13 protein-coding genes are annotated in these 15,307 nt (G+C 28.9%); 8 read left to right on the forward strand and 5 right to left on the reverse strand.

What is annotated here, in order from left to right:
- Positions 1-350 precede the first annotated feature (350 nt).
- The 4 genes from HYG87_RS01985 to HYG87_RS02000 all read left to right on the forward strand — a co-directional run bounded on the left by HYG87_RS01985 (position 351) and on the right by HYG87_RS02000 (position 5,956).
- A complete protein-coding gene (locus HYG87_RS01985; protein WP_211533566.1) occupies positions 351-1,484 on the forward strand; it encodes a glycosyltransferase family 4 protein in 1,134 nt (377 codons plus the stop codon).
- Complete coding sequence (locus HYG87_RS01990; protein WP_211533567.1) at positions 1,481-3,658, forward strand: DUF2206 domain-containing protein; 2,178 nt, start codon at positions 1,481-1,483, stop codon at positions 3,656-3,658. Before HYG87_RS01985 ends, HYG87_RS01990 begins: the two co-directional genes overlap by 4 nt.
- 10 nt (positions 3,659-3,668) lie before the next feature.
- On the forward strand, positions 3,669-4,745 hold the full coding sequence (locus HYG87_RS01995; RefSeq protein ID WP_211533568.1) for a glycosyltransferase family 4 protein: 1,077 nt from the start codon (positions 3,669-3,671) through the stop codon (positions 4,743-4,745).
- A gap of 113 nt (positions 4,746-4,858) precedes the next feature.
- Positions 4,859-5,956, forward strand: a complete 1,098-nt coding sequence (locus HYG87_RS02000; protein WP_211533569.1) for a glycosyltransferase family 4 protein — start codon at positions 4,859-4,861, stop codon at positions 5,954-5,956.
- Between the two features lie 37 nt (positions 5,957-5,993).
- On the opposite strand, the gene HYG87_RS02005 is transcribed toward HYG87_RS02000, so the two are convergent.
- Both HYG87_RS02005 and HYG87_RS02010 read right to left on the reverse strand, forming a co-directional pair.
- Positions 5,994-7,451 (reverse strand): oligosaccharide flippase family protein, encoded by a 1,458-nt coding sequence (locus HYG87_RS02005; protein ID WP_211533570.1) that lies wholly within the window; start codon positions 7,449-7,451, stop codon positions 5,994-5,996.
- A 20-nt stretch (positions 7,452-7,471) separates the two neighbouring features.
- Positions 7,472-8,779, reverse strand: a complete 1,308-nt coding sequence (locus HYG87_RS02010; RefSeq protein WP_211533571.1) for a nucleotide sugar dehydrogenase — start codon at positions 8,777-8,779, stop codon at positions 7,472-7,474.
- 336 nt (positions 8,780-9,115) lie between these two features.
- On the opposite strand from HYG87_RS02010, the gene HYG87_RS02015 reads away from it, so the two are divergent.
- Together HYG87_RS02015 and HYG87_RS02020 are read left to right on the forward strand one after the other, a co-directional pair.
- Positions 9,116-10,048 (forward strand): DUF6414 family protein, encoded by a 933-nt coding sequence (locus HYG87_RS02015; RefSeq protein WP_449288518.1) that lies wholly within the window; start codon positions 9,116-9,118, stop codon positions 10,046-10,048.
- A 102-nt stretch (positions 10,049-10,150) separates the two neighbouring features.
- Complete coding sequence (locus HYG87_RS02020) at positions 10,151-10,483, forward strand: nucleotide sugar dehydrogenase (protein WP_256438707.1); 333 nt, start codon at positions 10,151-10,153, stop codon at positions 10,481-10,483.
- Between the two features lie 58 nt (positions 10,484-10,541).
- Here HYG87_RS02020 and HYG87_RS02025 read toward each other — a convergent pair whose 3' ends face one another.
- The 3 genes from HYG87_RS02025 to HYG87_RS02035 are packed head-to-tail and all read right to left on the reverse strand — an operon-like array spanning position 10,542 to position 12,436.
- On the reverse strand, positions 10,542-11,297 hold the full coding sequence (locus HYG87_RS02025; protein WP_211533573.1) for a hypothetical protein: 756 nt from the start codon (positions 11,295-11,297) through the stop codon (positions 10,542-10,544).
- A 4-nt stretch (positions 11,298-11,301) separates the two neighbouring features.
- Complete coding sequence (locus tag HYG87_RS02030) at positions 11,302-11,850, reverse strand: hypothetical protein (protein WP_211533574.1); 549 nt, start codon at positions 11,848-11,850, stop codon at positions 11,302-11,304.
- Positions 11,834-12,436, reverse strand: a complete 603-nt coding sequence (locus HYG87_RS02035) for a hypothetical protein (RefSeq protein WP_211533575.1) — start codon at positions 12,434-12,436, stop codon at positions 11,834-11,836. Before HYG87_RS02035 ends, HYG87_RS02030 begins: the two co-directional genes overlap by 17 nt.
- A gap of 670 nt (positions 12,437-13,106) precedes the next feature.
- Between HYG87_RS02035 and HYG87_RS02040 the strand changes: the two genes are divergently transcribed.
- Positions 13,107-13,742 carry a hypothetical protein gene (locus HYG87_RS02040; protein ID WP_211533576.1) on the forward strand — a complete coding sequence of 212 codons (636 nt, stop codon included), beginning with the start codon at positions 13,107-13,109 and terminating at the stop codon, positions 13,740-13,742.
- 362 nt (positions 13,743-14,104) lie between these two features.
- Complete coding sequence (locus HYG87_RS02045; RefSeq protein ID WP_211533577.1) at positions 14,105-15,178, forward strand: tetratricopeptide repeat protein; 1,074 nt, start codon at positions 14,105-14,107, stop codon at positions 15,176-15,178.
- The last annotated feature ends 129 nt before the right edge of the window (positions 15,179-15,307 follow it).

Below are 15,307 nucleotides of genomic sequence, written 5' to 3' on the forward strand. Positions count from 1 at the left end.
CAATGATATCATCAATAATTCAAAGAATATCATTTTTAGGATGAGTTTATAAAACCAATCTATTGAATATCTTAGAAAAGATTTATCTTCTATTCACAAGCAATTTTGGGGACGAATCCTCTTTATTAGACTATGATTTCAAAGATTTAATAATCCATGATGATTTATATTTATCGTGAAAAAAATACAGCTTTATATTTTAGAATTCATTAAAAAATCGCTATAATATGTTGAAATAGGGACATATATTTAAAATTAAAAAAGATGGCTAATACAAATTAATTAGAGTATATTCTTGGGATTCTATTATTAAAGCATATAACCAGTTATTTTCATTCGGAGGAAAATTTATGAAAATCCTTTTAATAAATTTTATGGAAACTACATATCCCGGAGGAATAAATAAAGCAGTGCGAGAAATAGCCAATAATCTTTCAAAAAATCATGAAGTAACTGTTCTTCAATCAAATCCTTTTAATCTATCAAGCGAAGAAAATTATGAAGAATTTAATATAATTAGAGTCTCTTCATGGCTTGAAAAATATACTTATGGATTAAATCCCGAATTTGCAATATATTTAAAAAAGCATTTTCATGAACTTAATCCAGATATTATTCATATTCATGGATATACAACTTTATTTTCTATTGAAGCTATTCATATTATTAAGAAGATGAATAAAAAGGCACCAATTATATTATCACCACATTATAGTATTTTTTCTCGTAATACATTTGCCGGAAAATATTTTTCAGGAATATATAACCAATTAATAGGTAAACGATCAATTAAAAAGGCAGATATTATCATAGCATCTTCCAATTTTGAAGCAGATAATTTAAAAAAATATTTGAATGTTCCTGAAGAAAAAATAAAGATAATTACTCATGGTATAAACAATTTTAATCCAGTTCATAATAAAAAAAAAGAGGGTTTGATAAATCTTTTATATGTAGGTTATTTATTAGAACTAAAAGGAGTACAATATATCTTGGAAGCAATGAATGAACTAATCAACAAAAAAAAAGTCCCGGTTTGTTTAAGAATTGTGGGTGAAGGACCATATAGGGATAAGCTAAAAAAAATTGCTGATGAATTAGATTTAAATGAATTTATTATTTGGGAAGGTTTTATTCAGAATTCTAATATGGAAAAGCTTCTAGAATATTATAAAAAAGCAGATATTTTATTATTGCTATCACAATCAGAAAACTATGGAATAGTAGTAATAGAATCTTTAGCAATGGGAACACCAGCTATAGTAACTAAAAGAACTGCACTTAAAGAATTTTTAGATGAACCTGGATGTTTTGGTGTTGAGTATCCTCCAAATCCAAAAGTAGTTGCCGATTTAATTTTAGAAATATATAAAACGGATGTTAATGTAGGTCCATTAAGTGAAAAAATTAGGACTTGGTGTCAAGTTGTTAAGGAATATGAAAATCTGTACATTGACGTATTAAAAGATAAGGAGAGAATATGAAAGCTTTAAATCCTTTTCAAATGAATGATTGGCCAATTAAAAGATTCTTAATATTCATATTTTCTATACAAATTTCTGTATGGGGATTGATAGGATTAGATATAATTAATATAACTATTCCAATTTTGCGTGAATTAGTATGTTTTATTTATCTGACATTTATTCCAGGATTTTTAATTCTTAGAATTTTAAAATTGCATGATTTAGGCATAGAATCTATTTTGTTTGCTATTGGATTAAGTCTATCAACAACAATGATTATGGGATTTTTAATTAATACATTTTATCCAATTTTTGGGATAAGGCTTCCAATTACATTACTAAATTTAATAACTACTTTAAGTATTTTAGTATTATTCTTGAGTATTTTAAGTTATCTTAGAGATAGAAAATATGAAAATTTTAAATATATGGATCTTAAAGAATTAATAAATTCTAAAACATTACTTTTATCAATTATGCCTTTTTTGGCAATATTTGGTACGTTCATATTCAATTTAACTGGTATAAATACTGTTCAAATGATAACTTTAATAGTAATATTTTTATTACCAATAGTAATTATTAAATTTTTACCAGAAAATTATTATTACTTAACAACTTTCATAGTTTCAATAACTATTTTATATTACACTTCTTTAGTTTCTTTTTATTTGTGGGGTGCGGATATAAATACCGAATACAATTTCTCCAGATTAGTTTTAGCAAATTTTTTCTGGGATTTATCTATCCCAAATAATGTTAATGGAATGTTAAGTGTAGCATTTTTACCATCAATATACTCACTGATATTAAAAATGGATATATCATGGGTTTTTAAGATTATATATCCTTTTTTTTTCTCACTTGTGCCCTTAGGCCTTTTTGAAATTTACCAGAAACAAACAAATAAGAAAATTGCCTTTTTAGCAGTATTCTTCTTTATTTCTATGTTTGTATACTATACAGTTATGCCTGCTGTGCCTAGGCAACAAATAGCAGAATTATTTTTAATGCTTTTTTTGCTTGCATTATTTAGTACAAAAGTATCTAAAATGAAAAGTACACTATTTATGATAATATTCGGTTTTTCTATAATTGTTTCCCATTATGGACTATCATATATTATGATTTTAGTATTAATTTTAGGATTTTTTTTAGGTTTAGTTATCCCAAAAATAAAAAAATTTAATAATTTAGCTAAAATAGAGATAGTTAAAAACAAATCAAAAACATTTTTTATAAAGAATTATGGTCTAATAATTTTGTTTATTGTGTTTTCAATAACTTGGTTTCTTTATGTTTCCAGTTCTACGATTTTCAATGTTGGGGTAACCTATGCAAACAATATCATTAGTTCAAGTACAGAACTTTTTTCTAAATCCCAAGCAGCTAATATTGTTACAAGAGACATGGAGATTTTTAACTCGATTGAAAGATATTTGCATATAATAAGTCAATTTTTCATTGTTATTGGTGTTTTAAGTCTTCTAAAAAATAAAAATTATAATTTCAAGCCAGAATTCAAAATTTTTTGTATTTCAAGTTTAATTATAACAATTTCAGGCATTATATTACCATTCTTTTCTAATGCCATGAATTCTGATCGATTATATCACATTACACTGCTCTTTCTAGCACCTTTATTTGTAATAGGAATGAAAAATTTAATAAAATTTTTAAATGATTTCTTCAAAAGAGTCACAAATAAAAAAATTAAGATTAATTATTATCATTATATATCCATTTTTTTAATGATATTCTTTTTATTTAGTTCCTCTTTTATATACCAAATTTTTGACCAGCCCAAACTAGGTAGATTCGCATTAGATGAAGAAATAGATTTTCCAAAAGTCAATGAACTAGAAATAAAAGCAAATTATTGGTTAAATCAAACCAGAAATCAAAGTATTGAATCTTATGCTGATGTTAATAAGATGGGTATTTTAAATAGTCAGACTTTTCTTGATGGTAATCAAAAACATGGAATTATTGAAAGAGATACTATAAATTCAAATAAATCTTCCTATTTGTTTATTAGTGGTTATACAATTAATACAAATAAAATTTTGATTCTACGAAGAGATGCAGGTATGAACATTAATAATGTTGCGGAATATGTGCAATTAACAGAATTTGATAATAAAACATCGAAAATCTTTGATAACGGCGGAAGTTGGATTTTAAAAAAATAAATGTGATGTTATGATTGGGATAATACCTCCAAATACTAATACTGGAGAATCAAAATATTCTGAGTATTTGATAAATGGTTTAAAGGAATCTGATTTTGATATAAAAGTATTTAAAAATCCTTTGTTATTAAATAGGCCGAATATTAAAATCTTTATGGGTAGTATTTTACTAAAAAAAATAATAAGTGATGAAAGTATTTCAATATTGCATAATTTAGACAACTTAGGACCTTTTTTATTAAAAAATAATAATAATAATAATAATAAAAAATTTGTTCTTACCGTTCATGACATAGCACCTGTACTGTTGCCCCAAATACATAGCAGAATAATGCGTTTTAATTTTAATAATATATTGCCTAAATTAATTAGAAATAGTGATTCAATTATAGTTCCTAGTACTTCAACTAAAAAAGATTTAATATCCGAATTTGAAATCAATAAATCGAAGATTAATGTGATCCATTTAGGTATAGATAAAACTATTTTTTTCCCTAGAGAGGCTAATACGGATATATTAAAAAAATATGGGATAGATAGAAAATACTTGTTATATGTTGGTGGAGATAATCCAAGAAAAAATCTAAAGAATTTAATTAAATCTTTTATTGATATTTATCAAGATATAGATTATAATCTAGTCTTAATTGGTCCAATAAATAAGAAAAATTTATTATCCCTCATTAAATCTTTTAGTGATAATTTCCAAGATGTTTTAAATAGAATTATTATACCTGGATATGTTAAAAATGATGATTTGCCCATTTTATACAGTTCAGCAAGTGCATTTGTTTTTCCATCACTGTATGAAGGATTTGGATTTCCTCCATTAGAATCCATGGCATGTGGAACTCCTGTAATTGTTTCAGATAATAGTTCTATAAGAGAAATTGTTGGAAATGCAGGATTATTTATTAAAAACCCTTTAAATTCAAATGAAATATCAGAAAAGATTATTCAAATCGCTGAAAATGATAAATTAAAATTTAAGTTAAAAAAAAGAGGATTCAAACAAGTCAATAAATTTAACTGGGATACCGCAGTTCTCAAAACTATTAAATTATATGATAATATGTTGAATGAATAAAATTTTTTGAAGAAGATTAAGGAGAGATTATTATTAAGGTATTAAATTTATCTAATACATTTTTACCAGATAACACGGGTCTTAGTATCCGAACATATAATTTACTTTCAAGGTTGCCATGCAAAATTAAATGTTTAGCACCCAATAAAACTTTAGAAGGTAGCTTAATTCCCGAAAAAACTAGTATTTTTGGAAACATTGAAGTTGAGAGAGTGAATTTAGATCATAATGATTTATTTAAAATTGCCCCGTTCAGGTTTTATAAAGAAATTATTATTAATAAAAAAATCTTTCTAAAAAAAGCTCTTAAAGAAAATTTTGAAATAATTCATGGCCATAACATGTCACCATATGGCCAATATGCTCTTAAAATTAGTAATGAAACTAATAAGCCATTTATTTTTGAAATTCATTATGCGGATAAATTATCTAATTTAGGAATTGTTCCAAATTTATATGAAAAATATCTTTTAGAAGTATTAAAAATATTGGAAAAAAGCGAACAAATAATAACACTTACTAATGCATTAAAACAGAATATCCAGACTAATTATAATATAGATCCAGATAAGATCAAAGTAGTACCAAATGGTGTGGATATATCTAAATTTAAGAAAATTGAATCAGAGAATTCAGAAATAAATAAATTGAAAACCAATTTAAATCTTTCTAATAATGTATTTATGTACGCGGGTTTAATGGATGAATTAAATGGAGTTTTAGATATTATTGAAATCTTGCCTTCTTTAATAAATGAAGTTCCTGAGATTTCGTTTATTTTTATAGGTCCCGGACCTCTTAAAAAAGAAATAATTCAATTATCTAAAAAATATTCTCAAATAAGATATATTCCAACAGTTCCGTATGAACAAATGCCTTTATATTACCAACTTTGTGATAATTTCATTATTCCGCGGCCATCTTCACCATCTGCAGAAACAATAATTCCACTAAAACTCCTTGAAGCAATGGCAATGGAAAGAGTAGTTTTAGGAAGTAATGTTGGTGGAATATCTGAATTAATAAATGATGGAAATAATGGTTACTTATTTGAAAAAGGAAATAAAGAAGATTTATTTGATTCTTTAATAAATATTTTAAATTCAAATCAAAAAAAATTAGGTAAAAAAGCTAGAAAAACTGTTGAAAGAGATTACACTTGGGATAAGTCAGCTTTAAAGCTGAAAAAAATATATGATAAAACAGTTTGATAGAATTAGATTACAATTCTATTTTTATTTAACCTCATTAATTCTTAAAACCAGCAATTAGTTCTATGATAATTTTTTTTTCTTTTTTTTTAAAAGGATTAAATAATAACAGAAAACCACAATAAACTAAAAACCCCAACACAGCTACCAAAAAAATCGAAAATAGACTATTTACATAAAATAAATTCAATACAAACATCATAAATATACTTGATATTATCACTTTGATTATGAAGATAATATCAAAATTATAATCTATTCGTCTTTTAGCCCAAATCATAACTACCAATGCCAGTATCATATAAGAAACTATGGTCGAAATCGCAGCACCCATTATCCCAATACTAGGAATTAAAACAATATTCAAAACTATATTAAATAAAGTACTAAAACCAATAAAAAAAGGAATAAACTTCGTTTTCTCAATCAAATAGACGATATAAAGATTAATCTGATACAAACCCAAAAAAATAGTCCCAAGAGCTACTAGAAACGTTAACAAACCACCTACAGCAAATTCAGAAGTTGTTAAAACTAATAATAATGGTTTAGATAAAACAAATAGGCCTCCCGCAGCAGGAACAGCTAAAGCCAAAAATAATTTAGTAGGATACTCCAAGTAGTTCTTTACATTTTCTATATCATTATTTTCCCAAAAATTAGATAAAATCGGGAAAATAACAAAACTCAAAGGAATATAAAACATCGATATCAAACTACCAATACTATAAGACGCAGAATAAATACCTGTCTGAGACAAGCCTAAAAAAGCAGTGATAAAATACCTATCACTAGAATCAATTATCCACAACAACGCGCCACTAGGAATCTGAGGAATACTAAAATTCAAGTACTTCCTCAAACCCTTAAAATCAGGCCAATTAAAACCAACATCCTTCATAATTAAATAAAAAATGAGAATAACTAAAAATAATTCTATAAAAATAATCACCATAATCAAAAACTCTAGAGAAAATCCCATACTAGCTAGAATCACTAACGAAGAAACCTTAAGAATAGAAAATAAAATATTAATTAAAGATAACCTTTTAATTTTTCCACGAGCTCTAAAATAAGAAAGTAAAAAAGTAAAAATAGTTTCCAAACCCGCCCAAACAAAAGTTAGAAGTATAAAAAAACTAAACTGGGCACTACCAAATAATAATACGGCCAAAAAATCTCTAAATAAAACAGAAAACAACACTACAAAAAGGATAATAAGAAAAATCAGCGCCAGCATATTTATAAAAGATTTACTAAGCTCATACTTATCACTCTCAGAAGCTAAATACCTAACCGTAGCCGTACTCAAATGTAAAGTCAAAATTGGAGTCAACAAACCCACAGTAACCACAATTTGCGACCACAAACCATATAACTCCGACCCAAAACTCTTAGTTAAAGCAGGAAGAGTAAAAAAGGCCAAAGCATAAATCACAATCTGAGATAAACCTACCCAAAAAACGTCACTACTAAATTTGATATGATCATTCATAAAAATCAGCGTACTAAATATTAATTATTAGGTTTACCTACACCCTTGAATATCAGGGTATTATTTTTATAATCATCAAGGTTCAAAATGGATCTTGTACAAACAAAAACCTTATTTTTAATCATTTCAGGCCTAATATCTTTATAAAAATCATGTTCAGTTACCAGTACCACACAATCACAACCCAGTGCTACTTCATAATCTGATGGAATTGCACCCAAATCCTCAATCTGATTATCACTAACCAGGGGATCATGGGCATAAACATCTGCTCCTTTTTCTTTTAATATTCTAATTAGTGGTTCAGCAGGGGTTTCCCGTGCATCATCCACATTTCCCTTATAGGCCACTCCTAATATTCCAATAGTAGAATCTCTTAAGTTTTTACCGGCCTCAGTTAACGCATCAATTATTAATTTGGTAACATGATTGGGCATCCCTTCATTGGTATTTCTACAGGTACGAATAATAGGTGCTTCCATACCATGTTCTTCTGCAGTCTCCACAATAAAATAGGGATCTATAGCCAGACAATGCCCTCCCACTCCCGGTCCAGGTGTGTGAATATTCACCCGGGGATGATGGTTAGCAGTATTAATGGCTTCAATAGCATCCACACCAATCCCCTCACATATCATGGCTATTTCATTAGCCAATGCAATGTTAACATCACGGAAAGTATTTTCAATTAATTTTACAGTCTCAGCAGTTATTAAATTGCTTACCTTAATTATTTCACCCTCAGTTATTCTCTGGTAAAGGGTGATGGCCATATCTGCACTTTCATCATCTATTCCACCTATAACCCGGGCATTGTGAGTCATTTCATAAAGAGTGTTGTTGGGTATAGCACGCTCTGGAGTATAGGCAACACCAAAATCATCCCCTGCTTTTAGCCCACTTTCTTCCAGAATAGGTATAACTATATTTTGGCAGGTACCTTGAGGTACTGTACTTTCTATAATAACCAGGTTACCCTTTTTTAATCCTTTGGAAATAGTTTTACAGGTAGATTTAACCGCATCTAAATCTGCCCGTTTAAATTTATCCATGGGTGTGGGAACAATTACTATCATAACATCGGCTTCTTCCGCCGATGCTTCACCCTTATCGGTTGCCTTAAGATTTTCCATGGATACTGCTTTTGCCACCAGTTCATCCAGTCCAGGTTCTTCAATTGGAGATTTACCCTGATTTATCAATTCTAGTCGTTTTTTATTTCTAGCCACACCAGTTACCTTCAAGCCAGAAGTAGCAAATAGTGCTGCAGTTGGTAAGCCTATGTATCCCAGGCCATAAATTGCTATTTTAGGATTATTGAAACTCATAAATATCATTCCATTAATGGAAATTATAAATAAACATCATTAGTTGGTTTAATACCTATATGTTAATCTTTTTCCTAAATATAAAGACTGTGGTGATATTGGTTATTTCTAAACATTATAAACTAAATTCAACTAAACTAAAATAATGATTCCGTTGGTAGAGAAAATAATAATAAAGTATAATTTTCACCTACAGTTTACTCACATCATATAAAAGTAAACTTATTAAATAATTATTTACTAATAATATTTAATTTGAAATAATTTTGTATAATCTAACATATTTTTAAAGGAGGATATACTATCAAGCTAGAAAAAAAGCATTTATCAATACCTATTTACTTAGATACAAATACTTTGTTAGATTTGCTTGCTTCAATGGAAGATGGATTTAGTAGTGGAAGTAAAACTATTACAAGGGACAATCAGACTCAGTCAACAGGAATCTCTGGAAAAGGTAATTTTGGTATAAATGTTTATAGTCTTTTTAAATTAGGTATTGAAGGTTCTAAAAACAAAATAGAAAGTGATGAATCAAATAGAGAAGTAGAAGAGGGTAGAGTACATACATACGGCTCTTTGATGAATCGTTTGATTAAAAATTTAGATGAAATAGGTGTAATAAAACGCGTGGAAGATCAAGAATCATGGAAAAACATCGTTGAATCTGATTTTGTGGAATTACAAGGGACATTTATTCCTAATCCTATTGTAAATTCTCTTACTCGCCTCAACAATCTTATGAATTTATTTATAAAATTTTCTGAAAAAAAACTAATTCCCCCTTATAATAATTTAAATAATCCCCCTATTCCCAAAGGAATACCAAAGCAGAAAATAAAAGACTATAAAAAGGAATTGAAAAGAAAAGCTGATGGTGATTTAAAAAATATGCAATCATTGGTGACTATGTTAAAAGATATTAGTATTGATTTAGAAAATCAGGACTATCAAAAATATATAATAGAATTAAAGAGTTTACCGGACCATAAGATTGTAACTTATCTTTTTAGTGAATTTATAAGAGATCGTTCAGGTGTCGAATTGCCTAATGGAGAATTTAAAATATTAGGGAAGGTAGTTAGAAAAGTTGAAGGAGATAATTCAATTGATTTATTAGAAGGCACTGCAGTAGGTTTAAGTGACGAGATAGTTGATGGATTTACGGGAGCTTTAGGAGATATGAGTACAAATTTCAATATTCAAGAAATTTACTTCAAAGTGCAGGCTCCTGCTATTCAGATAATTCCAATTGCAGTTTTTGTATAATAAAGAACAAATATAAACCCCACCTGTAATTAAAAATCAGACTTAAAAGTCAGTAGGATTTGAATTGGCCCATTATCCAGAAAGATAGAATAAACCAAGGTTATAGAAAACGCCCAAAAAGACCTAAACATTGCTCTTATGAATGAGCTAGCCATAATCTTTGAACGATTAGAAATTGATGTGATGGAAGTAATAGAAGGAACCCGTACCAAGTGGAACTTCAATGTCTATCATCCAGGAGCAGGAGTAGGTGGGCACTGCTTACCAGTAGATCCTTACTATCTGGTAAAAAAGGCCAAGGAATTAGGTTATCACTCCCGGGTTATAGCTGCTGGTAGATCCATCAATGATCACATGCCCCGGCACATGTTAAACCTCATCCAGGATGCATTAAATAATCATGAAAAATCCTTAAAGAATATAAGAAAACTATAGTACAGATATAAAAATACTTCAATAAATTTTATTTCATCATAGATTTTAAATTATTATGCTAAAGTATGTTTATACCCTCTTCTTTCATAGATTCAATTGATTTATTAACATCAGATTTACAAATTATATTTCTACTCTCTTTTTTCATAAATTCAATTGATTTTTTTAGTAAAGCATCGGTTAATTTTCCTATAAATAAATCTAGGGCTTCTTCTGCATCAGCATTGACTTTTTCTGCACCCTTATCTTTAAAAAAAGAGGTTATCTTAGTATCATTTTCATCCTCAAAAGGAGTTATGTTATTAGGTAAGCCAACCCTCATAAAAGACCTTGCAAACATTTGAGAGAGCCATTCTCTGTAAGGAGGAGATAAACGAACCCTATTTCCATTTTCTTTTACAAATTCTTTAAGAAATTTATAATTTATACTAAATATTCTTTTAAAATCTACAATTAAATGTTCACATTCAAAACCGGAAATTGTGCATTCATTTAACATTTGATAATGTAAAACATTTCCCTGCCTTAAACTGCTTTTTTTATCGGCATAAAATTCATTTCTACTAATAAAATCTCCAAGTTTATAAACAGGACACGCAAGAACAAATTTTATTTTATTTTGTTCTAAATCGCATGATTGGCTCATTACAATAACAGTATAATATTCTAAATTAGTATCAATTTCTTCATTGTCATTAATCTTGCCCGGAGGGATTATAATAGGACAATTTCTTATTATGTCACCTTGATTAATTGATTGATCTGCTTCAGTGATCTCATACCACGGAAAATTAGAAGATGAACATGAAGTCATATTATCACTCATCAACTAAGGTTTCAGATCTATAAACGCTAGCTTTACCTTTTTTCCTACTTTTAACTTTAAGTTTAACTTTGTAACTGTTATTAGACGGCATTGAGGCAATTTTCTCAATCAATTCTGGATCTGGATTGCTTATTCGAAATAGATCATTGACAGAAATTATTTTACGTTTTGATCTTAAATTTGGTTCTTTTTCTTTTAACAAATAGTATATTTTCTGATAAGTATGTTCAGCAGTTAAAAAACTTATTCCAATCGTTAATGAAGGAATTAGATGTTCATAACTAATTTCCACATTTTTTATAAATTCTGAAATTTTATTTAAAGATTTAGTGTCAAATCTAAACATTGTAGTTTCTTCTTTAAAAATATGATTTTCAGAATATTTTTCAGAAATTATGTTTTTAAAAGCTGTGTCAATGATTTTAATTGTTTCGGGATTATCCTGATAATCCATTAAACATTTATTTTCACTTAAGTGGAAATCATTAGATGAATCTGGATACTCAATAAAGCCACAAGAAGTATCAAATTTCGTAGTCATTTAATAACTCTCCAAGTATTTTTTCAGCATATTTATTTGTTTCACAATATTTAGCTAGAGTTTTAATTATTTCATTTGGATCAGATGATGAAAAATGAAAATTAAAATCACAATTTATTTCTTGATTATTCGGCTTTAAAGTTAAAGTTACCTTAAAATTATTAAAATCAAACTCAAAAATACCTCCAAATAAATAATTATCAGAAAATATATTCTTCAAATTTTCATCATTTAACATAATAATTTCTTTTATTTTTTCTTGATTTTCTTTTATTACATAGAGAAAATTTAGTCCTATTGCCCGATAAGGGGTTTCAGGTAATTTTTTTATATATTCTATAATCATAATTGGTAAGTTTTCTAAATTTTCATTGTTAATTGATTTTAAGGATGCTCTTAAGCTTTTCTCCTCAACAAAGAAACTATAATCATTGGTTTCAATTACAGATGCAACTGGAAGATGAGCGAAATTGACTACTTCTCCATCTAATATACTATTTTGAGCTAACCATTCTTTAGATACAATAGATATATTATGTTTTTCAGCTAATACTACTATATTAGCCGCACTTAAGTCAAATTCCATTTTATCTCTCCATTTTACTACCTAATATTCAAGTATATTCTATTAACTTATACTTAATTATATTTTTTGAATTAATGTTAAAAATTGGGGATTGAATATTATAAATTTTCTGATTTTTTATTTTTATTCCTGATTGTACCATTTTTCCTTCTACCTTTTTTCGACATTTTCCTCTTGGAGAATACTAAAAAGTTTAAAGTAAATTGCCATGAATCCAGATTTGATTTAATAATATTTAATTTAGTTTTTTAAAACTTATTTAATTTCTAGAACTTTTAAAGGATTATTCTGGTTTCCCTCCATGTAAGTATTGGATGAGATTCTAAATTTAAATTAAGTATTGATGATTACATGCCAATTTAACAATAAAAGGAAGATCAAATCAAAAAGATCCAAATTAGATTCTAGCCACTTTAATTTTCCAAAAAGGGAAATTTAAATCAGAAAATTTAATAATAAATTACCTCCATTACGAGTATTTAAAGATAAAAAAGTAAAATAATTATGATTTCCTCTATTGGTGGATGGTCGCCGGATCTATGACCCGGATAGTCTTAAAAAACTGGGCTTCTATTATCATGGTGTGGGCTTCAGTTAACTTTTTAAAAATGAAATCCCCCTAATTTTTATTGGATGTCCACCTAATCATCAAATAAAAAAGGTGATCCTGGTGAAAAGGTGGCTAATATCCATTGAAGATCCGCGCATAAGATACGATATCCATACTAAAGAAGATGTAAACCTATTTTTAAATAAATATCTAAAAAAGGGAGATATAGTACTTATATATAATAAGACTCCCGGAACCTGTTTTTCCCATCTTTTCACGGTAAATAGCTCCCAAAAAAATGAATACCATAACAGCCCTCAGGATCTCTACCAAATTACCCTGCATCGTAAATCTAAATTATCCCCACCTTTGCAGCTCCAGGAACTAAAATCCCGGAATATATTAGATGGCTGGCAAACTAAATTTTCTACCGGGGCCTATGAAATACCAGACCCTATTTGGGTTAGATTCCAGGATCTGGTTTTAGAAAAAAATCCAGATTTAATTTCTCAAGAAACCACTCGTAAAATTAAAGCCCTGCATCATTATATTAACTGTGCTGTTATTCTGGATATGATACGAAAAGGCATTGGTGATAATTCTAAGTGTTGCCTGATACCGCATAATGAAGCAGCTACTGAGTCCATGTTCATCATACCCATCCTACGGTATTTAGGTTGGAATACCATGGACCCCTGTGAGGTAAATCAAGAATATGGTATTGGCCGCAAAAAAGTGGACTATTGGCTAGACTGAATAAGACCAATAAGATGTTTATCGTAAGTTAAAAATTTCAATAATGAGTTAAATGAAGATGATAGATCCCAGTTAATAGATTATTGCGATTTAAAAAATGTCAGTAAGGGACTGCTTACCAATGGCCGCAGCTGGATATTTTATCATTTAGACTTTGATCGTCCTAAATATTTTTCTAAAAACAAGGTAATTTGCCAGGTAGAAGTATCAGAAAATGATAATGAGGAGATTATAGAAAACTTCACCAGATTTTTATCCCGGGAGGCTTTAGCTGGTGATTAACTCTTAAAAAGACTTAAGGCCAGAAAATTTGAATAACCCCACCCCAATATTTAATATCAAGAATCAACAAACCCACCAAAATGAATAAATCATCCCCTACCCGGACTAAACAGTTAAAAGATATCCTCCTGGTGGCCACCTATCCCCTGGCCTTCCTTCTAATTATAATAAGCATCCTTTTTTACCAGTACTTAGTATGGCCTTTAGGAATATTTTCACTTATTTTACTAAAAATGATTACCGAATCGGATCAGATTATGGAAAATAATATCCTGTGGGATACCGGCCTAATTTTTCATAAAAGTAATATAGATGTGTTGATCATGATATTAATCATCTGGTGGTTAATTCTACCTGCACTATTTATGCCCTATATGGGCTTTAATTATATAGTGCTGGCTTTAGCCCTGATAATTATAGGAATAATCAGCTACAAGATTATGGTTGGCATTTTAGGTTACTGGTCCCTGAAACCCTACTATGATGTTTTTTCAAATAGTATATGCGATTATGCCCAATCAAAAGCTGCCCTCCAAAGCTTACTGGAAAAAAATCCGGAAGATATTATGGCCTGGGCTGCCTTAACCCTGCCTTTATCCGGCCTGAAAGAATATGATGAACTAGATAGGGCCCGGAAAAAGGCCCTGCAGGGTAAACTAAAAACCTGGCCCCTAATAAAAAAACTCCAGATGAGTTATTTTTATTCACTTTTGGCCATTTCCCATGAAAATTTAAAAGAATATGACCTGGCCCAGGAGTATGTGGATAAGGCCCTGGAATATGATGATACTGGCGCCATGCCCCTTAATTTAAAGGGCTATATTCTTTTAAAACAGGAAAAAATAGAAGAAGGAGCAGAATACATCAATAAAGCCTTTAAACTTCATGTTTCCCAAAAAGAGCTGCAACTTAGTAAAGCCTACCTTTTTTGTAAGGAAGGTAATTATAAAAGATCCCACCAAATAATGGATTATATTTTAGCTCATCACCCGGAATACCCTTACGTGTATCTACGTAAAGGTGAATTACTCCTGGAGGAGGGTAAAATAGATGAAGCTAAAGTATATCTTAATAAATTTAAAATGATTTGTCCCCAGGATGCGGAACTACAGGAAGTAGTGGATAAGTATGCTTTAAGGTTAGATTCTAATTAAGGTGAGATTTAAAAAAAATCCCTTCTTTTTTTATATAATAATTTAAATCCCATCTAAAGATACTCTACCATAATATGAGTATTTTATCCAGCAAATGCAGTTTAAGTATCTAAAACCTCCCCTAAAAAA

The organism is Methanobacterium alkalithermotolerans (assembly GCF_018141185.1).
Classification (GTDB): Archaea; Methanobacteriota; Methanobacteria; order Methanobacteriales; family Methanobacteriaceae; genus Methanobacterium_F; species Methanobacterium_F alkalithermotolerans.